The organism is Bacteroidota bacterium (assembly GCA_016714535.1).
GTDB lineage: Bacteria > Bacteroidota > Bacteroidia > AKYH767-A > OLB10 > JADKFV01.
On the sequence record JADKDR010000006.1, the window covers coordinates 269,102 to 293,782 of the forward strand.

Consider the following 24,681-nt stretch of genomic DNA (forward strand, 5'->3'; position numbering starts at 1 on the left):
ATCTAAAATAGAAATAACATTTTTTCTAACCTTTTTTTGTACCATCTGTACAATTTATTTTAATGTGACACGATGTTTTTACTGCACATGCGTTTACTTAACAACTAATTTAAAAACCAGTGCATCGCTAGGGTCAGTTGTTTTGGTATTGTCAATTTTTATTTTTCCATTAGAATTGGTCCACTTAACAGAACCGCTTTTCATGGCAGAAATATTTTTTACCTGCCAACCATTATTACTAAACTCTATTGTGGGTGGCACTTTTTCATTTTCTTCTGCTAGGTAAATCGCATAGATGGTATTTCCCTTTCGCGTAAACACAAATTTTCCTTCCTGATATGGAAGTACCGGTTTTGTTCCATAAATACAATCCTGATTCACACGCATCCAATTACCTATTTGCTGCAAACGTATATAGGCATCGTTATCCCAATCTCCTTGTGCCGAAGGCGCAATGTTGAGTAAGAGATTTCCTCCACGCGACACAATCTTACATAACAAATGAATAAGCTGATTGGTTGATTTGAATTTATCGCCAGGCACGTAACTCCACGAAGTGGCCATGGTCATGCAGGTCTCCCAGGGATACGACAAAACGGTATCAGGAACCTGTTGCTCTGGAGTAAGATAGTTTTGATAATATCCATACACTGAACGATCTACAATTAATATTCCCGGTTGTTGCTTGCGTGCCATAGCAGCCAACCGATGCATGTCTATCTCATTGCGCCATGGTGTTTTTATCCACGATTCTTCTTCCTTGGTAATGGTACTGTCAGGGCGCACCCAGCCTCCATCAAGCCAAAGTAAATCTACCTTACCGTAATTAGTGCACAATTCCTGCAACTGATTAAACGTATAATCATCAAAGTTTTTCCATCGGTCAGGATATTTGGCAGGATCGTAATTGCTCATGCGATTAGGGGTTGCAAAATAACTCCACCAGTAGTATTCACTATGCCAATCGGGCTTACTGAAATATGCACCTGTCATAAAATTATATTTTCTAAATGCATTAAATATTTCAGCGGTCACATCTGCTTTGGGATTATTATGAAAAGGCGTTTTTTGAGAAGTAATTTTGTAATCGGTTTGTTTGGTATCGAACATACAAAACCCATCGTGGTGCTTTGTGGTAAACACAACATACTTCATGCCTGCTTCAGAGGCAGCTTTAGCCCATTTATCGGGATTGAAATTAACAGGGTTAAAGGTGGTTTGCAATTTTTCGTATTCCTTTTTATAGGTGTTGTAATCATGTGCATAAGGCCCTCTGCGTTGACACCAGCCCTCGTCCTCGTTGCACAAACTCCAACTTTCAACAATACCCCACTGCGAATACGTCCCCCAGTGCATTAGCAAACCGAACTTACAGTCTTGCCAATAGGCAAGTTTCATTGCAACGAGCGAATCTTGTGGGGGATAATATTTATGAATAGTATGCTGTGCATTTACTGTTTTAATAATTACACCGGATAACAGTGCAATAAACAGCACACACGTGATGACCCTTTTGCAGGAAATAAATAATTCTACCCGGCTTGCACTATTTCTAATTTTAACCACCTCAAACCGGGATAAACTTCTTCTTTGCATCTTTATTACTTTTACTATTCAGATTTTTTTTGGAATCCGTTATCCTAACATCCATCCCAATTTCTATTGAAAATAAAAATTGCAAATTGCAACTATAACTATATATGTTGACCAATGCTATTCCTAACTCCGAAAGACTTTTATTTGGAACGAAAGTAAATTAATTTTCTAATAGCAATAATCCTTTTTTGTAGAATTTGAAAAACCACCATTCACACTAAATTGCCATATACCCTGACTTTGCCCGATGGCCCCAGCCAAAATTTTCTCAGTTCCTAATGACAATAAAATTAAACACCCATTGATAAATAAATAAAAGGGCAAGGTAAATTGTTCCAAGGGTTTCATAGGCTAATCCTGCTGCACAGGCAACTATGGTAAGCACTCCCATTAGCGCCATAATTCCAGCGTATATGGTAAGCGTTATTTTACCTTTTCGTATGGCCTTATTAAAAATAGAAGCGCATGGCAACATCATTGTAACAAAAAATATTCCGGCAATCAAAAACGTTTCTATCTGCGAGGGAATATAAATGAGTAATGAAATTACTCCGGCAGCAAACAGAAGTGAAGTAAGCAATGCCCCTTTGCGTTCTTGATCACTTAAAATAAACTTACCTTGAGGATGCCAGAATAGCAGCATGTTAAACAATGGTTGTATAATCCATGTGCTGAAAGCAAAGAGCGAGTACAAAATCAACAACGGATAAATAAAAATAGCCATGGATGGATTTTTATCAGCCAAATTATTTAAATACCTCATCCCAAACCATAATCCAAAAATAAGGGCCGCTTGCATCCCCGGTTTCATATTACCAATCCAAAACATGTACTTTAAAAAAACACGATACAGCCAATAGCGTGCTTTGAGAGCTTCTATCATGCCATGTTTGGCCCATTCATTGTTTGGATTAAAACGCAGTGCTTCACTAAAGTGATGTATGGCCTTACGATGGTCTCCTCGCTCCAGAATACTCCAGGCTGTATTGGCATGGGTGTTACTGTTTTCGGGATCCTCATACAGGGCTTCGTTAATAGTGGCAAACGCTTCTTCCTTTTTATTTAACTTTATTAACGCAGTAGCACGGTGATTAAGCGCATCCACATTACCCGGGTCAATTGCCAGTGCCTCATCAGCGCTTTGCAATGCGAGTTCATAATCCTTTTGCAATAAAAATAATTGTGCACGCCAGGCAAAATATTCATCTCGATATGGTTCCATAGCGATGGCCTCATTTATTTTGACCATAGCATCTTTTGATTTTTCTTTAGCAAGAAAAATTCGCGAGTACATATAGAAAGTAAACGAATCAGAAGGGTCGAGCCTGATAGCCTCGTTAATAGACGCTTCGGCCTCAGTAATTTGATCAGCATTGAGGTGGCAAATAGCTAAGTACACATGTGCCTGCGCATCATCAGGAAACGAACTTAGGTGTTGCCTAAATTCGGCAACAGCCTCCTTAAAACGATGTTGTTGTAGTAATAGTTTCCCGCGTTCCAAATGATACATACCTTACTTTTTTATGCCGAGGTAAGTGAGTATATCGTTGTACAAACCGCTTTCATTAGCATATAATGCGTAGTTGCGCGCACTAACAAACCATTCTTTAGTGCTTGGCAATACTTGCTTCATTGCCTGCAATAGCGATGCAGTATTTAATGGCGAAGGCATTCCCTTCAACATAGACTCGCGCAGTTTCTCTTCGATGGCAATATCGATAATTGCTTTAAGGTCGGCACCTGAATAGTCTTTAGTTTTTTTAGCCAATGCTTGATAGTCAATTTCAGAAACGGGTTTCCCTTTCAGCAACACTTTAAATATTTCTTCACGAGCTGTATCATCAGGAGGTGGAACAAATATGATGCGATCAAATCTGCCAGGCCTGCGAAAAGCGGCATCTAAATGCCAGGGCGCATTGGTTGCCCCAAGTATTAAAATTCCATCGTTGCCATTTTGTGCCCCATCCAGCTCATTTAAAAACTGGTTTATCAAATGCCTTCCTGCCGAATGGCGCATATCTGAGCGGCTGGCACCAAGGGCATCTACCTCGTCAAAAAAAAGTACACAGGGTTTTTGCTGACGAGCCATTTCAAATATAGCATGCAATCGTTGCTCACTGGCACCTATGTACATATCCAACACATCGTTTATACCTACCGTTACAAAGTTGGCCTTCACCTGCCCCGCTGTAGCGCGGGCAAGCATGGTTTTGCCACAACCCGGAGGTCCATATAACAATATACCTCCGCCTATGGCTTTGCCATAGGCCGCATACAACTCAGGGTGTTGCATGGGAAGTATGATTTTCATTTTGATCTCCTCTTTCACTACATTCATTCCTCCTACATCATCAAAATTTATTTTGGGGCGCTCCATATTTGCAGGCAGTGCTTCAAATTCATCATCCATTACGCTCTCTCCGGATGTATTTTTTACTTTAAGCGCATCTTCCATCTCATCATCCTTAAGCGATGCATCAAGCATAAGTGCCTTTTTATACTCTTCGCTTGCCTTAAATAGTTGATTGTCTTTTAATAAAAGTTTTGCATGCAGCAGAAAGGTAGCAGGTGGTGGTGTGCCTCTTGCTATTAACTCATCCACTATTACATTCGCTATCGAATATTTTTGCTGCATGTAACATGACTTTGCCAGCCCCAGCTTAATCTTATCATCGCTTTGTATTTCAAGGGCGCTTTTATAAATAGTTTCGGCCTCATCGTACCGGGCGGTGTTCATCAATGCCTCGGCCAGCATCATGTGTAAGGGGATATTATCGGGCGAAACTTGTAGCGCTAGTTTCAAATTCTCAATAGCTTCGTTGTTCATTGCGTATTATTTGATGGTGCAAGTTTAGGGAAAATATTCTTGATTTTAGTTACATAGTTCTTCCTTGTTTGAATTGGTTCGCAATTGGGAGGCGGAGCGTTCTCTGTAGCAATGTTCAATCCTGAACTTAAAACTTTTATGCAACTAAGGTAATAACGGTGATAATATATGTTCTGCCTTGTTCAGGCTTATGAACGAAACGTGTCAGTGACACGTTGTTCTCGCTACGGTTGGTTAGAATTTCCATTATTGAAACTCGGCTTTTTATTTGGGATTAATTCTTATGGAATAATAATGAGTAGCTGAAGCTACGTTAAGTGGGGGGCAGATATACGTTAACAACTTTATATTGCTCCATTTACAAATTGTAAAAAAACTTTTCTATATCTTTACAATTACAAATTTTAAAATCAAATAGCAATGGAAAATTTAAGTAACTTAGTAGTTGCTCCAATTGAGCAACAAGCAACAAGCAACAAGCAACAAGCAAAAGGCATTTAGCACATTTAATTTTACTCCTATTAATAATGTTAATGCATAATCAAATGAGAGCACAGGCATGGACACAGTTGGGGCCGGGTGCCGGAGGGCAGGAAAGAGCAGTATATTTACATCAAAATTCAAAATAATATTCAAACCCGTTTTTTTAAATAATAAAGTAGTTGTCCAAAAATACAATCTCAAATCTATTTTCAGAATAGGGTTGTTAATCTATTGAAACAAAAGATACAGATTCGGAAATCACTCTGTACTGGCCTTGTAATCCAATAATATAAGCAAGTTTGGCTTTTTGTCCAGTTCATTTGTGCCTCCAAAAAGAATGAATTTAAATTCCACAGAACGTCACCTATGCAATTGTTAGCAATGTGCAATAGATATATTTACACGGAACCAATTGTCAAAAAGCCAATAATTTTTTATTTCTAAAAAGTTGAATCGCCAATGAATTCCCGTACAAAAAAACCGGAGCAAAAATCTAACCCTACTTTTCTCATTCAACAATTACTTTTTTGGAAATAAGCTGAACGCCATTATAAATGACAATAAAATACATTCCTTTTGCAAGATTATCAAAATGAAGTTCGTTGCTATTTTTTAAATTTGAATTTTGCGTAGAAAAAATTAATACTCCCATCTCATTATATATGCTTATGTCCGCATTGAATTCGCTATCAAAATTGAATACAACTTCAAAGTCGCCATCATTGGGATTGGGAATTATTTCTACTTGTTCATCAATATTATTTAATCCTATTCTTGCAGGAGGCATGGTTATAAATTTGCTTTTGCTACATCCCACCGAGTCAGTAACTATAACCTTATACGTTTTGCCGGGTAAAAGTCCGGTAGCCGTGGCAGTGGTTTGTGGCGGAATGGTATTCCATAAAAAAGTGTGAGGCAACACACCACCAGTAACTGTAGCTGAAGCTTCTGAGCTGTTAATAGCTGTTACTGTAACAACCATCAATGGGTTTTCGATTACCGTTGAAGTATTTACTTTAATACAACCAACTGCATCTGTAATAGTGCAAGTGTAAATGCCGGCACATAATCCCGATAAAGTTGAAGTCGTGGCTCCGGTATTCCAAAGTAATGTGTATGGTGGCACCCCACCACTTACGGTGAGTTTTATATTTGCATTGCATTTACCACCACAATTTATTTTAGATACTGTTTTTGCAATTGTTACACTTGTTGCCGGTTGTGTTATCGTGTAGGTTGCAGCAGTAATGCATCCTTTACTGTCGGTAACGGTAACTAAAAAAGTGCCCGGGTATAGCCCTGTAATAGTTGAAGTTTTTTTTCCGTTACTCCACAAATAAGTATAAGGAGGAGAGCCGCCTGAAACGTTTAGCATAATAGAACCATCGTGTGCCGAACGGCATTTTATATTTTGTACTGTACCACTGATTGTAATTGGTACTGGAGGAGGCAAAAATATCGTCCTCATTTTCATTACTCCGAGAATATCTGTAACTATAACCGTATACGCACCAGCCGGCAACCCGGCAATCGTTTGTGTAGTGGCACCATTGCTCCATACAAAAGCATAGGGTGGTGTGCCGAAATTGGGCAATGCATTTATACTACCATCAGGTGTGCCGGGACATGAAGGCTGATTGTATCCATACAAAACCGTTCCCGTATCAGTCAATTCTGTGTAACAATTTTCGTTGTGACCATACATAAGCAAATCAACATCGCAAGAGTCGTTGCCAAATAATCCTGTGGTGTCGAGGTTATAATGAAATGTGATATTGCTTTTCATATAAAACTGAAATGGAACCAAGGTGCCGGGAAAAGGCAAAGGAACAGTATTGAATACCCCCGTCTTTAGGGATTGAATAACCACACCATTTTTTACCAGTAAAAAAATATTTCCTTGTTTAGAAGTAAAGGGCGAAGGAAAATACACTTCGAATGATGCAGAGTCCGATTCGATTCGCACAGTGTCATTTCGCCAATAATTGTTGTATGTGATTGTATCATCTTCTGTTTCGAAACGCATGAGAATTTTTAACAATACACCCATAGTATCCATGCCTGTATTGTAATCATGAACCTTAAATACAACGGGATCGCTTGTTCCTGCTTTTTGCCGAATGCTTTTTGCTTTGCCCTTCGATGTAGAACCAAAATCGGGAACCCATTCCAATGTTCCATTCATTAAGCTTACGATAATCACGCACATCTACCCCACTCCAACTAAATGCTGATGTGGCAGTATTTAAATCGTTATTAATAGACTGAGTTAATCCAAAAGATTGTATCGTTCCTTTCACCGAAGGCTTTCCTAAAGAATCGACCTTGATACATGTGTAAGATTTTGCCGGAGAATTGCATGCCAGTGCGCATGCCGAATCGAGATACAAAGCGCCAATCAAAGGTACTGTTCTTACCAAAGTATCCACTTTAGTTTTATTTCCATAAAAACAATTTAGTGGCAAATCTTTATCAATAGTATCGGTACAAAATGCTTCGAAAGTAGAGGGCTGCCCGGTTGGTTTTACTTTAAAGTTTTCGCATGCAATTATTGGCTCACGAACAAATGCATGATTATAACTTATAGCGAAAGTTTTGGCAGTGATTGGCGAATCGGGCCAAAGAGTAAAACTGTGTTTTATTTGGTAAGTGAGGACCTTGTCACTTTGAGCAGGAGTGATTGTTTTTAAAAGTGTGAGCGGATTTATGGCGCATTGGCTTTTTAACAACAATGGCATCAAAACAAAAAACAAACTTACATAGCTAAATATTTTTGAAGGTTTCATTTTGTTATTTTTTATGGAGATTAATAATTCAAATGGCATCTCAAATATAAAAATTTTTTTGATTGTGGTGATGAATTTTAAAAATAAATCAAATATTATTTCGAAGTAAAAAACAATCCCGCGAGATTAAATTCCCGCGGGATGTTCCGGCATCATCGATTCCGTATTTAGTGTGACACAATCCCCTTAATTATGTACACTTAATTTCATTCTGTGTGTTTGCCCTTGCAACTGTAATTCTAATGTATAAATACCGTTTGAAAGGTGCATTACATTTAGTACAATATCAGTGCCATTATTAAGTAAATTTTTCTGACTAAGCACTTTATTGCCCAATGCATCAAACAAATTAATATGAACACTTTCATTTGCAAAACCATCGATATGTAGTATAACAAAATTCTTGGCCGGATTTGGATATAAGGTCAAACCTATTTCGGTTGATGAAAAGTCTGTATTACCCAACTTCATCTGCGGCATTATGAATGTCTGCATTTGCATGCAACCTGAATTATCCATTACCTGTAACTGTAAAATTTGCCCGGGGAACAAACCTGTAGCCAAAGGTCCGGTTTGTGGTGGCATTGTATTCCAGAATATTTGATAAGGAGGCAAACCACCAAGCACATTTGCAAATGCCTGACTTGGAGGCATTGGCTGCACATTAATCTGCATTGGTGGCGGACTGCTAATGTTGATTGTACTATTGGCCAAACATCCCTTAGCATCTGTTACAACTACATTATAAGTTCCTGCTGTGAGGTTTGTTACTGCTGCCGTTGTCATGCCATTGGTCCATAAAAATGTATATGGTTTTGTTCCTCCTGTTCCAACTATTGATGCACTACCGTTACTACCTCCAAAGCAAGTTACACTTGTCAATGTTGGAACTATTTGCAGTGGAAGAGGTTGTTTTACCTGATAACTGCTAACTACGCTGCATCCATTAGCATCGCTAACTGTAGCAGTATACGTACCAGCTTTTAGACCAGTTCTTGCTTGATTAGTATTGCCATTATTCCATTTGTAGAGGTAAGGAAATGTTCCACCCGATGGAATAAGCGTAATGCTGCCGCTAAAATCATTATTGCAATTTAATTTTTTAACATTGGCTGTTACTGATAACAGAGAAGGCTCAGTTAAATTGACAGTTCCAGTCCATGAAAAACCACTTGCATTGGTTACATTTACCGTAAGGTTGCCGGCAGAAAGATTATTGATAATAGCAGTAGTAGCACCGTTGCTCCATATGTAATTTAATGGTAGCATATTGTCTTTTACATTGTCCATTACCATAGCGAACCCATTGAGACTTCCACTGCACCAAGGTCCGGCCGATACTAATGTCAGTTCGGGATTTGGAATTGCAACCGATGGGCTCACAGGCACTTCAAATACTTTCGTCATGCATCCAGGTGAATCCGATACTATAACTGTATACGTTCCGGAAGAAAGATTAGATATATCTTCGGTAGTACTTCCATTCGACCATAAGAACGATGGAAGAAGCATGTCGCCTGTTAAAGTAAAATCTATACTACCATTGAATTCAGTAAGCGAACTTGCGGGAGTAATGGTTGCAGTACCATCGTAAGAAATAGTAGTGCCGGGTACAGAAACATTCACTGTAGTATAAGGAAATGTATCGGTAGAATTGTATGGCAATAATGCATTGATATGAAAACTAAACTGTACAGGTGCTCCCGGTAAAATTGGAGAATAGAAATTTAACGTGCCCGTTGGGAAATCAAAATAGGATGGCAATTTGCTCGATGCCGCATCTACAATAATTCCAGGGTGGGGCGAATTAAATACTAACTGAGAAATAGGTGAGCACGACTCGTTAATGGCAACCAAACTTCCACTACGGCTGGTCAAACCAAAAGCACTGTTATCATTATTTAAATAAAATTTCATAGTACCACCTGTGCATGCCAACTGATAAATAGTATCATCTGAATCGTCAGTAATTTCTATAGTATAACCATCTATCTTTTTACTGCAATAAACTGTAACCACCATTTTATTGCCGGGTAAAATACCTCCACCATTGGGTGCGTATACATGTACAGTATCGTTCTTTTTGCCGGGAGGTTTTGTATCCCATTTTACACCGTTCACTAAAACCGAATCAATACTTTCTTTCGCAATGATTTCCAAATCACAAATAGTATCTCTTGTGTCATTTTTTAAAACAGTTGACGATTTGCTGCTGCTGAATGTACTGCCCGGAGTAGAACCGCTAAACTTTATCTGACGGGTTGCTTTATTTCCCGGATTAATATTTTGTATGCCACAACTAATGTCGGCATTCAGGCTATCGGTAGGAGTGTATACATACGTAGTACAAGCTTTATTAAATTTTACAGAAATGGAATAGGGTGCTCCATCGGCAATACACGGAAAAAATACATGCACCTCATTTTTTTGAGTTGGGCGTGCTGTAATTTTTTTGCCATCGGTTCCATATATGCTGTCCACTTTCTTATCATTTACCCAAACTTCATCTATTGTTACTCCTGTTGGCGCTTTAATGCGCATATCGCATACATCTGTGCCTGTTGCATTACTATTGGACAAACGTGGAAAACTACTTGGTTCAAAAGTAGGCGATTGTTGCCCTCCGGTAGTATTTGTTTTGCGAGCCCGCTTTCCCTGTTCTACTGCACCGTTATTCGGCAGACTCCTGTTTGCCATAACATCTGCGTTAAGGCTATCTGTAGGTGTTATTTTGTAGGTTGTTATTTCGCTTTGTGCTGCTACTGAAACTTTGAAACTATCACCGTCCTTTATGCACTTGAAATATACATGCACTACCTTTGAATTTGCCGAAGTACCGTTGGGAACTTTAGTGCTACCAACTTTTATACTATCTACTTTTTTATTATTTACAAACACAGAGTCGATTTTTTGAGGACTCTCTATTCGCAAATCGCAAATGTCGGTGCCTGTAAGATTGGTATAGCCGAGTGAAGGGAATTTACTGGAAGCAAAAGTTGGTGACTGTGAGCCACCAGGCACTGTGGTTTTTTCTATTTTTTTATTTACTGTTGTTGCATTGGGATTTACTGCATCATTCACCACCAAATCGGAATGCATGCTATCCGTAGGAATTAAATAAAGCAATGATATATTTCCTTCAAACTCTGCTTGAATGGTAATTTGTTTTGTATTGTTTACGCAAGGGTTAAATACTACATGTTGTTTGCCATTTGCTTTTGCTGTCAAAGCAACAGCTACGCCATTTACTGTTACCGATTTTGCCTTCACAGCACCGGTCCACAATAACCAAAAATCGCAAAGGTCTTCACCTACCATATTTACGGTTTGCAGTTTTACTTTTGCCAAAGGACCCGAATCAACGAGCAACTTCCCTCCTTTGATAATTTTGTCGTCATCGGCTTTTGCGCAATGTAGTGTGGTAAAAAACAAAACAAATACAATTGCGATTTTTTTGAAAACGTGAACTAAATGTTGTTTACGTAAATGGCTTAAAAAATGAAATAAATTGTAGAAGCCTTGTTCGGTAACACTGGTGATGCTTGCTTTAACCAGCGATTGTTGTGAAACAATGTGTGTAGAATTTTTCATCTTTTGTTTGATTTTAAAATTTACGTTTAGTACTTTTTATTGATATTTGAATCAAACATACAGTGTGATATAACCCTTGGAAAGGGGTTTTTTGAATTTGACGGTTCTAAGTTTGAATTTGAAGGGTTTGAGGTTGATGATAAAAACCAAAGGCAAAGTAATACTGGCTTCGCAGCATTTATATGCTAATAAAAAATAAAATATGCATGTACTAAATTCAAAGGGAAAGCTTTGGATTATGCAGAATAAAATGTAATACTATTATTAAGGCAAGCTAATAAAATCAGACCTCACCAAGCTTTTGTAAAAATAAATCCTTACGTGTTCGCGATACATCAAGTGTGGCACCATTCGACATTATCACTTGCCCGCCTTCGCCACGAATATATTTTTTTACTTTGTGTAAGTTTATCAGGTAACTATTGTGAATACGAAAAAATGCATAATTGCTTAACTCCTTTTCATAATCCTTTATGGACTTTGATGTAACAATTTCAGTTTTATTATCGAAGTAAAAAGTAGTGTAAACGTTTTCCGATTTACAGTAAACTATTGCATCAATTTCAAAAAATTCTATTCCACTTTTATCACTAAGGCCAATTTTTTTTTTCGTTGTGCCCTCATTTATATTGTGCAATAAATTTTCGATTTGCTTTGTGGATTGGTTTTGTAAATTTTTTTGCCGATACCGTTCTATCACATCGCATAAGTCATCATGGCCATAAGGTTTCAATAAAAAATCGAAAGCCGAAAAACGTATAGCATCTATGGCATAAGAATCGAAAGAGGTTGTAAACACTACTTCGTAATTTCTGTTTACTACAGCTTTCAACAAATCGAAGCCTGTGTGTGGTGGCATTTGTACATCTAAAAACAATATATCAAAATCCGAACTATCCACCAGTTTAATACCTTCAACTACGGATGCTGATTCGCCAATAATTTCTACACCTGGCAAATTTACTGCAATGGCATCTCGCAAGAAATCGCGGTGTTGTTTTTCGTCATCTATCACAATACATTTTATCATGCAGCTAAATTAGTAAAAGGAAGCAACAATGTAACTTTGGTGCCTGTCACATTTCCATTAACATCAACAATATTTTCGGCTGTATAATCCGATTTCGAATTACTTAGTGCCTGCATACAATCAAGCCGTTCTTTCGTGAGGGCTATACCATAGGACTTTCGTGCCGATATATTTTCCTGAGTTTTGCGACCACCACCATCATCAGTTATTTCGATACGTATTTTATTCAACATGCGCGAAATATGTATTGCAATTGTTCCCGAACCACCTTGCGATTTTATGCCATGAACAATTGCATTCTCGACTATGGGCTGCAACAATAAAGGTGGAAGAAATGTTTCTGTTGTATCAATTTCATGGTCGACCGTTACATTAAAAATCAAGGTGCCTTGGAGCCTGTTTTTTTCCAGTGCAACATAATCATTTAAGGTTTCCAGTTCATCTTCGAGTGTTACTTGCTTACTCATGCTGTGGTCAAGTACCTTTCGTATTAGTTTGGCAAAGCGCAATAAGGTTACACTGGCATTTTGCAAATCCTTTTTTGCAATTAACGTTTGTATCGATTGCATGCAGTTGAAAATAAAATGTGGATTCATCTGCGCATTGATAGCACGCATATTCAGGTCAGCCAATTGATGTTTCATTTGTGCTTCGCGTTTGCGCCTGTAAAAAATAAATGCAAATACTGCAAACGAGAAAATAAGGATGGCCGAATATATAATTGTATTGCGCAATGTTTTTTGCTTTTGCAATTCCTTGTTTGCAAGTTCATTCTTTTGTTGTTGTTGTAACTTTAAAATGGCTTCGCGCTTTTCGAAATCATATTGCAGTTGCTTCTTCATCAATTGATTGCGGGTGTCATCGTTGCGAATGCTATCGGTAAGATTTTTAAACAATACCTGCATATGAAAAGCTTTTTCGAAACGTCCTGTTGCCGAGTATAATCTGCTTAGCCAATCGGTGGCACCCAACATGCCCGAAGTATATTTCAAAGCAACCGATTGCTGCCATGCATCGGTAAAATTTTTTTCCGCCTCGCTCCACTTTTTCTGCTTCATCTGTATGTTACCAAAATTTATTTTCGATAAACATAAACCTATATCATCTCCAATACTTTTTTGTATATCGTAACTGGCTCTATAATATTCAATGGCTTTTTCATTATCATTCAACTTATCGTACACACCACCAATGTTGCTTAGCACAAGGCCCTGATTTTCGATGTCTTCGGTTTGCTTGTGCAATGCTAAACTTTGTTCCAAATAATTTAATGCTTCCTTATGAAGGCCATGATTGTTGTAAATAGTACCAAGGTTATTCAATGCAACCGCCATTCCTGTTTTGTCTTTTAATTCTGTCATTATCGAAAGACATTGTTTAATATTTACAAGAGCCTGTTGCCAATCTCCCTGTTCGTCATATACTGTTCCTATATTTCCGAGTGTATTTGCAATGCCATATTTATCGTTGCTCGCCTCGTAATATTTCAATCCTTCGAGGTAGAAATTTAATGCCTGTGGCATGTCGCCATTTTGCTGGTGCACAAAACCTATATTGTTACAATATGCTGCATAATGAATGGTGCCAATGCGATTTATCGCGCCATTGTTTTGTTTCATCATCCGTTGTGCTATCATTCCCATTTCATCGTTAAGCGGTTGCCATATAGTATCCTCTTCAATTAAATCAATCAAAGTATTAATCAACACAACCCGCTGCGAATCAATGTTTGTAGATGGCAGCAATGCAAGCAATGAATCTTTATTTGTTTGTGAAAAAGATATGGAACTAAAAAAGAATAAAATCAAAAAGCACAGTAAATATTTATTTTTCATTTTTAGCATTTTCACAATATCATTTAAAAAAGATAGATGGTTATTCTATTGTCAAAGATTAATTTGGCTATACAAATTTAATAAAAAAGGTTAATCGCCACCATGCTTTATAAGGAAGCTTTCAACAATTTCCTTTGCCAATCTTTTCGCATTGGCGTTTACAAATACTCAGAACCTATAAATTGAAACCAGCATTGAAAAAGTCAAACAGGAAAGAAGCAAAGAAATATTTCAACAAATATTTTAATTTCGCGCTATAAATAATTCTAAAATTTATTTTAATCAAACATGAAAAAACTAATCATCGCATCAATCTTATTCTTAAACATTTGTAATGCCGTTACACAAACAGGAACATGCTCTGCAACAAGCACGGCATCGGTTACACTTGTAAGCCATACAGGCCCCAGCAATTTAGCTTTAGGATTTAAAAAAGCTACATGCAGTGGCACCGCCAATGGCGAAATATCATGTACCGTAACAGGAGGAACACCCACCTACCAATACCGATGGAGCAACTCCAATGCTGCTTCGGCACCTAACCAAACATCGCCCATATTAAGCAACTTGCCGGTAGCAACATATACCGTTACCGTTACAGATGTAAATGGCTGCACCAAAACCAACACACTTACTATGCAACAATGCGCATTACTTACCACTACCTCAGGTATAGTAAGTACTCCAAAAAGATGGGATGTAGATAATATTACCGTTATGGCCAGTAGTACCTTAACGCTAAATAACCTTGACCTATATTTCCTAAATCCTACATCCAATATAACTGTGCCACCCTTATGTACACTGCTTTTAAATAATTGTACACTACATGGGTGCGAAGAAATGTATCAAGGCATTATTAATACCGGAGGTATGGTTACCATAATTGATTGTGCTATAGAAGGTGCTACAGCAGCCATAAGTGTAACCAATAATGGTAAATTTACTATTACAGGAACTATTTTTAATAACAATGCATTAAGCCTTTCTGCGAGTAACACCGACTTATCAACCTGCACATTAAGCAATTGTACCTTCGATTATGATAATGCTCCCTCCTTTAGCGAGCAATTGCCTTTTTATCATATTTATCTTGACAATGTGACTAATGCAAACATAGGCTCATGGGTACCCAACAAAAAAAATATCTATAAACATGCTTGGATGGGAATTTATTCTAAAAATAGTGATTTAACAGTATTTAATTCTGAGTTCAGAGATATTGGTTACTACAATTTTGAACAACCTAATTTGATAATTAAATATGGCGATGGTATTTATGCATATAATACTTCCGCTGCACAAAAGTCCATCACTGTTGACCAAAATGGCACTCCGGATGCTTGCTCTTTTATTAATATTACCAATGGCGTAACCGTAAAAGGATTCCATGAAACAACCATTGAAAATAATCATTTTGATTTATGTAAAAGCGGGGTATTTATGTATAACCACCAGATTGCCAATGTAAACATTAATGCAAATAGATTTGATAATTGCTACGATGGAATTTTTATTAGCCGTATTAATGATGCTATTTATCAAATAAATGATAATTTGTTTAACATGACAAATACTACTACTCCAAAAGCTTACAATGCTATTAATTTTGGTAATAGAGCCATATCGCTATTGCAAGTGAAAGGCAATGCTAAAGCAACTATAAGAGGTAATAAAATGAACAATACGCGCGAAGGGATTTATTGTATTAATATAAAGGGTGCCACATTGGGGGAAGTGAATATAGGCGAGCTAAATGCTGACCCCAATATTTTTAGTAACGAATATTACAATAGCATACCCCAAGCCGACTTGCATACTATTGGTGTGTGTTATGGATACAATTTTTTAAATTGTGATAATGTAAACCTATTTGGCAATCGTGCTATATGGATGGATAATAAACCGACCGTAGCCGAACAAGACCTACTGCGTGGCATATCTCTTATGGATAGCAAACAAATGATTTTAATACAAAACAAAACCGAAAAATTAGGCACCGGTATTAGATATTGGGGCGATTGTACAATGGGGCAATTGAAATGCAATACCATGACAAGTTGCTACCAAAGTGTGTACCTTGACCCAGTGGGAGGAAACACAAAAATTTCGGACCAAGGTGATTTAACAGGTACAATAAAAAGCTGGGGCAATAAGTGGGTAAATGTACAACATACGAGTGGGTTTAGGGTAGATGGTGACAAAGCACCTTTCACACCAATTGTTTGGACATACAATACCAATGACCCGCCAGAACAATGGTTGCTTAGTAGTCAGGTAAAACCATTTTTAATTTCAACACAATCTTGCACCGCAACCATTACAGATTGTGTACCGCCAAACATTGCCCCCGATGACGATGCCTTGCGTGCACAATTGTATGGTGCTGCAGTTGGCGATTCAAGTATATATAACAACATAGATGCTGAATTTTTATATCAAGATAAAACCGCATATTTTGTATCGGCATTAAATGATAGCGGAATATTATATCAAGGAAATAACAACGATGCCATGTTTATTGCGGAATTTGATTCATTGAAAAACGAAAATATTGGTAAGGTACAAATAGCAAAAAAAGCATTAGCAAATAATGATTACACATTAATGCAAACAAAATTAGCTGCCTTAGTAAATCCGAATGCAATTGATTTCAATTTAAAATCGACAATAAATTACTACGCAAATTATGTTGCCAAAGATAGTATTGCCGATAGTACCACAATAGAAAATAATAGGAGCATAGCATACTTGCATCCATTTTTGGGTGGCGAAGGAGTATATTATTCGCGAGCAATTTTTGATATAGAACACGAAGACCAAATGCCGCAATTGAGGAAATGGAAACCTAATAATAACACAGCAATTGTTAAACACAACATTGAAATATATCCTAATCCATCTGATGGAAACTTTACAATTGTTTTGAAAGGATATAATAATCCTCAGATTAATATTTTTGATTGTTATGGTAAACTCACAATTAAACAAACATTAAAAGAAAACGAAAGCATGGTGGAGCTAAATGATTATAGTAGTGGATTATATTATGTGCAAGTTATGGAAAATGGAGTTCAAGTATATTCAAGTAAATTAATAATCACCAAAAAATAAAGCACTTGGGGAGTAATATAAAAGTTACTCCCCATTTTATTTACTATGAAAACAATTTATTTAATAATAGCTCTTTTTGTTTGCAATAAAGTTGTTGCCCAAAATAAAAATAGCGTGTGGGTGTTTGGCGATAGTGCTGGTATAGATTTTAGTAATGTAAATGTACCAATGCCTATTGGGACTTCAATAGATGGCAGAGGTAGTTGTGTTTCAATTTCAGATAGCATTGGCAATTTAGCTTTGTATGCAGCAACTTTTTCAAATGGTGGCTATAGCACTAAAATTTTTAATGGAAATCACCAACAAATACAAGGTGGTGATTCTATTGCAGGTTCTGCTTGGTATAACGAATTAGTATTAATACCAAACCCTAATAACTACAGTCAATATTATATTTTCAGTGTTGGGGTGGATGGTTTTATAAATGGCTTATATTATACCCTTATAGATATTTCTTTGAATAATGGTATTGGTGGTGTATTAAGTAGAAATGTACAATTGGATACCGTAAATAATGGCGATCGTATTAGCGCAGTAAAACATGGCAATGGCCGCGATTGGTGGATAATAAGTAAATATGCCGATGTTAGCTTAACTAAACATAACCGCTTTTACATTCATAAAGTTGATACAGGTGGTATTACATACATAGCTACCCAAGATTTTTATAACGCAACAGATGCTGGTTTTCAAAAAATTATTTGGCATCCGAGCGGTAGTAAATTTATGAATTTAAATATTGCTGGTTATTTGGAGGAACTTAACTTTGATAGATGTAGTGGCTTTATTGCAGTATACAGAACTATGTATACTGAAATACCTGCACCTTATTGTTGCCGCTATTTTTGGGAAGGAGCATATTCAAAAAGTGGTAATGTTTTTTATGCAAGCACTACTGGTATTAATAGCCAATTTTCGCAAGGGTATTTGTTGCAATATAATTTATTGGATAGCAACCCAACCTTAACAGTAGATACATTGGATACGTTTGATACACCCATAGGTACTGGAGTGCTGCGCCTTGCACCGGATAATAAAATTTATTTTTCGCGTGCTTATGAGTCCTAATACTTGGAGTTACCCTTATCAAGATAGTATGCGCAACTACATAAACGAAAACCTAAGTGTAATAAATGAGCCTGATAGCCTTGGTGCAAAATGCGATTATCAACCTTTTAGTTTTTACCTCGGTGGCAAGCGTACATATTATGGTTTGCCTAATAATCCAAATTATGAGTTGGGGCCGTTGTTGGGGAGTGCTTGTGATACGCTTTCGGCCTCAATGCAATACACCCCTAAATCCGCCATCTCCGCGTAGCTTTAGCTACGCGTTATATCCTTTTAGATTTTATCTAATATTATCTAATTGTGCATTTTAATTGAGATTAATATTCAACCGAAGGAATGACTATTTATCACTAACCCTGATTGGAGCGGAAATCCTTTTTTTCAATTATCGAATACCTTAAAAAAGATTGCAGTGCAAAGCAGGACTAAACGTATATTAGCACCGTTACGTTCGCTGTTTCAAATGCATTTGAAACCTGTGCCTGGGCTTGTGGTGTAACTGAGTATTATGTTATGCAGCTAATTATTATATAAACATCCAATTGGTTACGTTACTCCAACTCCTTCAACCATCCTTCTACCTGTTGTTGAAGTTCCTTGTTCCTATTATTGGCTAAGAATAATTTGAAACTCTCCTTTGCCTGCATGGTATCATTTAATGCTAAATAGGCCTGAGCATTGTAAATATATGTTTCTATACGGCCGGGGTTTATAGTTAATACGGTTTTAAAGCGATCGATGGCCTTTACAAACTGATTTGATTTCATGCTTAGCAAACCGAGATTCATTTGTGCATTCTCATGTAAGGAATCTTTTTTTACCACTTCACGCAGCATCATGATACCTTTCATAGGGTCGTTGGTACCTTCGGCATATAATATGCCAAGGTCGCACTGCGCATTTAAATTAGCCGGATTTAGTTTTAGTACTGTTGTATAATTACGTATAGATGCCTGCACCATGGCGGCACGCTCAGCCTCCGACTCTGCTACTTTATAGGCATCAAAGTATCGGTAGGCTGCATCTATATAATTCTTTTCGTTTGGCTCCATCTTCGCCTTTTCCTCTTTATACCAAGCTGCCAGGCCAAATTGTTCCTTAGCATCCCATTGTACGGCAAGGCTATCGGCCGCAGCTACACTTGGTGTTTTTTTAAATTCATTTTCCAGCTTTACAATTTCTTCAACTTGTAAGGGGAGGTATTTGGCTTTTACCTGCTCTGCATACTTACTCCAGTTTAGTGTATCGGTAACCGTATTAGTTGTCTTTGTGCTATCGCTATCGGTTTTTGCTTTGCCTGTATTTGCTATTGGCAGTTGGTAAATAATATACGTTAGGCAAGCAGCTGCACCTAGTAGCAGTATCAGTTGTATTTTTTTTTGCATGTTAATGATTAGTTTTCGCTTTCTTTTTTTCGGGTATAGTGATATATTATTTTTTCTACTTTTTCGTTCCGCAAGGCTTCCTCATCCATCATTTCATTTATCTCTTCCTGCTCCCATTTATAGAGTTGCTTAGGCTCGCGCCCATCGTGTCTGAACAAATATGCTGCTATAATACCTGAAAGCATACCAAATAAATGTGCTTCGAAACTTACTCGTATCAGCACAGGAAATATTCCCCATATTAAACCGCCATACAAAAACACCATTAACAAGGATATAGCTACCAGTTTTGCCTCCTTGCGAATAATTCCGCTAACAATAAGAAAAGCTGCAAGCCCATAAACTAATCCACTGGCACCAATATGGTAACTTTCGCGGCCTCCCATCCATAAGCCAATGCCTGCAAAAAAAAAGATGGTGGCAAAAACCCGAAACCAAATGCTTCGGTAAAACCACAACAGGCAAGTGCCCAGCACAAACATGGGAAAAGTATTGCTTAACAGGTGATCTAAATCGCCATGTAAAAATGGAGAAAATAAAATCCCCTTCAGCCCTGACAGATGGCGTGGAAGCACGCCATATATTCCCAAATCGCCATGCAGACTTTGATACCCATATACTATCCACATGATAATTACAAAAAAAGCCGGAGGAATAACTCCGGTTACTAGACGTTCAAATATATTTTGGTTTTGCTGCACTTTTGGCAATGGCAATTATTTTGTTTCGAGAATAGTGTTTGAAGCAACCATGGCAAGTGCCCTTCCTAAAGCATAATTAAATACGCGCAAATATTCCTTTTCGTTTTCGGTAGCGTTGGCAAGACTTGTATAGTAATTGCGCCAAAGTGGTTCGGGCGCATTTTCTGACGGCACACAATAATAAAGAGGCGCTACACGCGGGCGACTATAAATTACCAAGATGGCACAGGGCTTCTTTTCGCCAGTACGATATAATGATTTAAATGAGAATGTGCGCTCGCCTTCGGTTAGGTTGGTGATGTCTTCCAGTTTGTATCCCCTTTTCATGGGCAACTCCATTTGGAGTTGCAGGCGATATCCGGTTGCGCAATAGTTATACTCCTCTTCGGTAGTTGGTAATATGGTTTCGTCTTTTACCTGCGCTTGCAAACTACTGCTGACAATCAGCAGCCATAAAGCAATCATCATTTTTCGCATTTGAAACATCTCGTTATAAAATTAATGTCACAAAGTAATAGATTGCCCGATTATAAAAATATGAATTTACATAATTTTTACCCGGATAGTATCCGCCTTCGCAGTACGATCTAACCATTGGATAATAATGCGAAGCATAAAAACGCGATTTTATGCCTGCCAGCAAATACAACAAATTACAGTTTAGTCCGCCTATACAAATTCCGGCCGAGAGCGAAAACCAAAATCCGAAAGAGGCCTTCAATCCAATAATCAACACACTTAATCCTATTAGCAGTTTCAAGGCAAGCCCCAATCGGTGAAATTGCTGTGCAGCTTTGCTGCGTGGAATATAAATGTCGTGCCTGTTATAAATGGTGCTGCTGTATAGTGTGCCATGTGCAACGGTTTCAAACAACAATGGTACACAAACCGGTGGGCCATCTGCTTTCGCGGTGCGCGTAAAAAAACAAGGCGTCTCTTCTACCATAACCGATACCGACCCGGTTTCATAAGCCTTATTAAAAATCTTGATACTTGCCTTTCCTATATGAACAATTCCCTTAGCATAAGGCGCAAGTACATACGACAAGCGCGTTCTGCGTTGTTCTATTCCATCTTTAAAAATAAAATCGTGATTCACATACGGCTTGCTTGCTATTTTAAATCCTTTAAAGTCGGGTCGCCTGAATACGCGCCCTTCGCCCGTATACTCAAACGTAACAATGAGCTCTTCATCAGCCCGCATTATATTCTTATCGGTGCTTATATCAAAATAATACGTTACCGGCAATAAAGGGTCATAAAAATATCCATGTAACAGGTTACTATCGTACATAGCCCGCAATTCAGGATCTGACAACGTCTCGTAAGCAGTTTGTATCAAAAGGAACCTGCTGTAAGCTTCCGTATTGGCCGGATTTCTGTCAGGATGATACTGCATAGCCAGCTTACGGTATGCCTTCTTGACATCGCTGGTGGTGGCTGTACTATTTACTCCTAATATCTGATAGTAATCGGGCATCTTCTTTTACCTTAACATAGTAACTACTTTAAACGAAAATTATTTTCCATTGCTTTGTTTAGTTCAATTGTTCAGTTAAGTAATATTTTAAATCACCACCCAGGTCTCTTGTAAAAAATGCAGTTATAGCTCCTCCATCTTTTAGCATATGTGTCTTTCGCAATTCTTCGGCTGTCAATGGAAAATTGCGTGCTGTGATATTCGCAGTAGTTATTTCCCGCTCACCTAGTAGCTTATTAAAATTCTTCTTGTTATAGGCACCACTTTTAGTCATTCGAAAAGTACGTCCTATAAAATCCGGAATCAAATACTCCGCCAAACCAAAGGTGTAATTATTATTCAGCACCTGCATACCATTTGATTCAAAATACTGCTTACTCAACCCCGATTTAATTATTGCATTTCCTGCTTCATAAAAAAAGTTGTCATTACCCGCAGTCGTATCATATGTTACCGTTCTTTTTTCACTACCACTATAACTCAATACTTTTTCTCTGCTTAATACATCAACCGCAATTCTCTGTAGTTTGGTTTTGCTACTAATATCTATTACAACTAGTATCTCCTTCATCTCATTCTTTTCCGAAATACAATAAATCACCGAAGGGTGCATGACATTTTCAAGCCAGGTAACATCCAGCATGGGCGATAATTTTATCGCACATAGCTTCGCTTTAGCTTTAAGCACCGGCAATAAAGCTATTACATTGGGCGAATAATCGCTAACTCCTAAATTACGGTTGCCATATTCATCGCGCCTGTCAGGGTCAACAAATATTAAATCAAATTGTTTCGAGTCTGCATTTAGATATGCTTCACCTTTTATATTATAGGTTTCTAATTCCTTACCAAACTTTAATAATTCAAAATTACTATTCAATATCGTCACATTCATTCTATCGGCATCACATACGGTCACCATGTCAAAATTCTTTCCCATATAATATGCATCTATTCCTAACCCTGCCGTTAGGTCCAACATTTTTTCTCCCTTAAAAAGTGTAGATTTATATCGTGCTACATTTTCCGATGTACATTGCTCTATCAACTTCCTTGTCAGTATAGGTTGTTGCGCACTCCATTCGGGCAATTTTTTCCTGATGCGCTGCAGCAAATCTATTTGCTGCAAGGCCGTGCGAATATCAAAATCATATTTATGATTTTGCAAAGCATAAGCGCTTGTAACTATGTCTATATGATTTGCAATAAACTTCCTTAGTTCCGCATTCTGTAACAACTCATCCAATTGTGCCTGCTGCATGCCGATCACATTTTATCCAAACAACATTTTAAAAACATCTTCCATACTCTTGGTTGCAATTAATTCTACCGGAGTAGTTTGCTGCAACTCTTTTAACTTAGGATGATATGCTGATAAATAAAATTTTTCGAATCCCAGCTTCTCTGCTTCCTTAATTCGTTGCTCTATCTTACTTATGGGTCGCAACTCGCCACTCAAGCCTACCTCGGCAGCATAGCAGGTGTTGGGCAGCAATGCTATATCATCATTACTGCTAAGTATGGCACACATCACCGCAAGGTCAATAGATGGATCTTCAACTTTAATGCCTCCCGCCAGATTCAAAAAAACATCCTTCATACCCAACTTAAAACCACAACGCTTTTCCAGCACTGCCAGTAGCATAGACAATCTGCGTAAGTCAAAGCCTGTAGCACTGCGCTGCGGAGTCCCGTACACTGCACTCGACACCAATGCCTGCACTTCTATCAACATAGGTCGCATGCCTTCCATCGTGCACGCTATGGCTATTCCACTGTAAGGCTCCTTTCTGTTCGACAACAATACTTCCGATGGATTACTTACTTCGCGCAATCCTTCAGTCACCATTTCATAAATTCCCAATTCAGATGATGATCCAAATCTGTTTTTCAATGTTCTTAATATCCGATACAAGTGGTTTCGGTCGCCTTCAAATTGCAATACCGTATCCACCATATGCTCCAGCACTTTCGGGCCTGCTATCACACCATCTTTGGTAATATGACCTATCAAAAAAACCGGTGTATTCGACTCCTTGGCAAAGCGCAATAATTCGGCTGCACATCCCCTTATTTGCGACACACTTCCCGGTGCCGACTCTATGCTATTCGAGTACAAAGTCTGTATCGAATCTATTACCACAAGGTCAGGCTGCAATGCATTTATGTGTTGGAATATCGCCTCTGTGCCTGTCTCACTAAGTATAAAGCAAGCTTTGTTTAGAATACCCACGCGTTCTGCTCTCATCTTTATCTGCTGCTCACTCTCTTCGCCCGAAATATAAAGGCACTTGCAACCCTCCATTTTAAGCACCAGTTGCAACAAGATGGTCGATTTGCCAATACCCGGCTCTCCTCCCAACAATATCAACGACCCCGGCACTATGCCACCACCCAGCACACGTTGCAATTCCTTGTCTGGCAATTCAAGCCTGTGCTCAGTGCTGCTATGTATTTCACCTATCTGTATCGGTCGCGATTTCCTGCCCGACTTCCCACTTCCATCCGTAATCCATGCAGGCACCTTACTGTCCTTGGTAACTATTTCTTCCACATAGGTGTTCCACTCCCCGCACGAGGCGCATTTGCCTATCCATTTAGCCGATTGCGCCCCGCAATTCTGACAGTAATATACAGTTCTTACTTTACTCATAACCTCGCCAAATATAATCCTATTCCTCCAATTCCATTTTAATTCAACTTGCTTAGGTAGGTAAATAAAAACCATGAACTGCGGTCTGTATCTTGCTAATAACAGTGTAATCGCGCTATCCGCTATATCTTT

The 24,681-nt window shown here is 38.1% G+C and carries 17 protein-coding genes; 3 read left to right on the forward strand and 14 right to left on the reverse strand.

Translation table 11 applies throughout. The features are described 5' to 3' along the window. Positions 1-93: 93 nt before the first annotated feature. From IPO27_10725 to IPO27_10760, 8 genes are all read right to left on the reverse strand, one after another. Positions 94-1,596 (reverse strand): alpha-L-fucosidase, encoded by a 1,503-nt coding sequence (locus IPO27_10725; protein ID MBK8846983.1) that lies wholly within the window; start codon positions 1,594-1,596, stop codon positions 94-96. A 268-nt stretch (positions 1,597-1,864) separates the two neighbouring features. After that, the gene (locus IPO27_10730) at positions 1,865-3,106 is read right to left on the reverse strand and encodes a tetratricopeptide repeat protein (protein ID MBK8846984.1); all 1,242 of its coding nucleotides are present in this window, start codon (positions 3,104-3,106) and stop codon (positions 1,865-1,867) included. Between the two features lie 3 nt (positions 3,107-3,109). Further along, positions 3,110-4,423, reverse strand: coding sequence for an AAA family ATPase (locus IPO27_10735; protein MBK8846985.1), 1,314 nt, complete (start codon positions 4,421-4,423; stop codon positions 3,110-3,112). 991 nt (positions 4,424-5,414) lie between these two features. Beyond that, entirely contained in the window at positions 5,415-7,091 is a 1,677-nt protein-coding gene (locus tag IPO27_10740; protein ID MBK8846986.1) for a T9SS type A sorting domain-containing protein, read from the reverse strand. Continuing rightward, on the reverse strand, positions 6,988-7,692 hold the full coding sequence (locus IPO27_10745; GenBank protein MBK8846987.1) for a hypothetical protein: 705 nt from the start codon (positions 7,690-7,692) through the stop codon (positions 6,988-6,990). The genes IPO27_10740 and IPO27_10745 overlap by 104 nt, the downstream gene beginning before the upstream one ends. Positions 7,693-7,878: 186 nt before the next feature. Beyond that, on the reverse strand, positions 7,879-11,283 hold the full coding sequence (locus IPO27_10750; protein ID MBK8846988.1) for a T9SS type A sorting domain-containing protein: 3,405 nt from the start codon (positions 11,281-11,283) through the stop codon (positions 7,879-7,881). A gap of 283 nt (positions 11,284-11,566) precedes the next feature. After that, the gene (locus IPO27_10755) at positions 11,567-12,313 is read right to left on the reverse strand and encodes a response regulator transcription factor (GenBank protein MBK8846989.1); all 747 of its coding nucleotides are present in this window, start codon (positions 12,311-12,313) and stop codon (positions 11,567-11,569) included. Continuing rightward, positions 12,310-14,148 (reverse strand): tetratricopeptide repeat protein, encoded by a 1,839-nt coding sequence (locus IPO27_10760; GenBank protein ID MBK8846990.1) that lies wholly within the window; start codon positions 14,146-14,148, stop codon positions 12,310-12,312. Before IPO27_10760 ends, IPO27_10755 begins: the two co-directional genes overlap by 4 nt. A gap of 288 nt (positions 14,149-14,436) precedes the next feature. Between IPO27_10760 and IPO27_10765 the strand changes: the two genes are divergently transcribed. From IPO27_10765 to IPO27_10775, 3 genes are read left to right on the forward strand one after another with little or no spacing between them, the layout of a single operon-like run. Continuing rightward, a complete protein-coding gene (locus IPO27_10765; GenBank protein ID MBK8846991.1) occupies positions 14,437-17,262 on the forward strand; it encodes a T9SS type A sorting domain-containing protein in 2,826 nt (941 codons plus the stop codon). A 45-nt stretch (positions 17,263-17,307) separates the two neighbouring features. Continuing rightward, positions 17,308-18,330, forward strand: a complete 1,023-nt coding sequence (locus IPO27_10770; protein ID MBK8846992.1) for a hypothetical protein — start codon at positions 17,308-17,310, stop codon at positions 18,328-18,330. After that, positions 18,320-18,580 (forward strand): hypothetical protein, encoded by a 261-nt coding sequence (locus IPO27_10775; protein MBK8846993.1) that lies wholly within the window; start codon positions 18,320-18,322, stop codon positions 18,578-18,580. The genes IPO27_10770 and IPO27_10775 overlap by 11 nt, the downstream gene beginning before the upstream one ends. 301 nt (positions 18,581-18,881) lie before the next feature. Here IPO27_10775 and IPO27_10780 read toward each other — a convergent pair whose 3' ends face one another. The 6 genes from IPO27_10780 to radA are packed head-to-tail and all read right to left on the reverse strand — an operon-like array spanning position 18,882 to position 24,549. Continuing rightward, positions 18,882-19,715, reverse strand: a complete 834-nt coding sequence (locus IPO27_10780) for a tetratricopeptide repeat protein (GenBank protein ID MBK8846994.1) — start codon at positions 19,713-19,715, stop codon at positions 18,882-18,884. A gap of 8 nt (positions 19,716-19,723) precedes the next feature. Continuing rightward, on the reverse strand, positions 19,724-20,416 hold the full coding sequence (locus IPO27_10785) for a rhomboid family intramembrane serine protease (protein MBK8846995.1): 693 nt from the start codon (positions 20,414-20,416) through the stop codon (positions 19,724-19,726). Between the two features lie 15 nt (positions 20,417-20,431). Next, positions 20,432-20,902, reverse strand: coding sequence for a hypothetical protein (locus IPO27_10790; protein ID MBK8846996.1), 471 nt, complete (start codon positions 20,900-20,902; stop codon positions 20,432-20,434). Positions 20,903-20,906: 4 nt separating this feature from the next. Further along, on the reverse strand, positions 20,907-21,896 hold the full coding sequence (locus tag IPO27_10795) for a DnaJ domain-containing protein (GenBank protein MBK8846997.1): 990 nt from the start codon (positions 21,894-21,896) through the stop codon (positions 20,907-20,909). Between the two features lie 58 nt (positions 21,897-21,954). After that, a complete protein-coding gene (locus tag IPO27_10800; protein ID MBK8846998.1) occupies positions 21,955-23,157 on the reverse strand; it encodes an RsmD family RNA methyltransferase in 1,203 nt (400 codons plus the stop codon). A 12-nt stretch (positions 23,158-23,169) separates the two neighbouring features. Continuing rightward, on the reverse strand, positions 23,170-24,549 hold the full coding sequence (radA, locus tag IPO27_10805; GenBank protein ID MBK8846999.1) for a DNA repair protein RadA: 1,380 nt from the start codon (positions 24,547-24,549) through the stop codon (positions 23,170-23,172). Positions 24,550-24,681 lie beyond the last annotated feature (132 nt).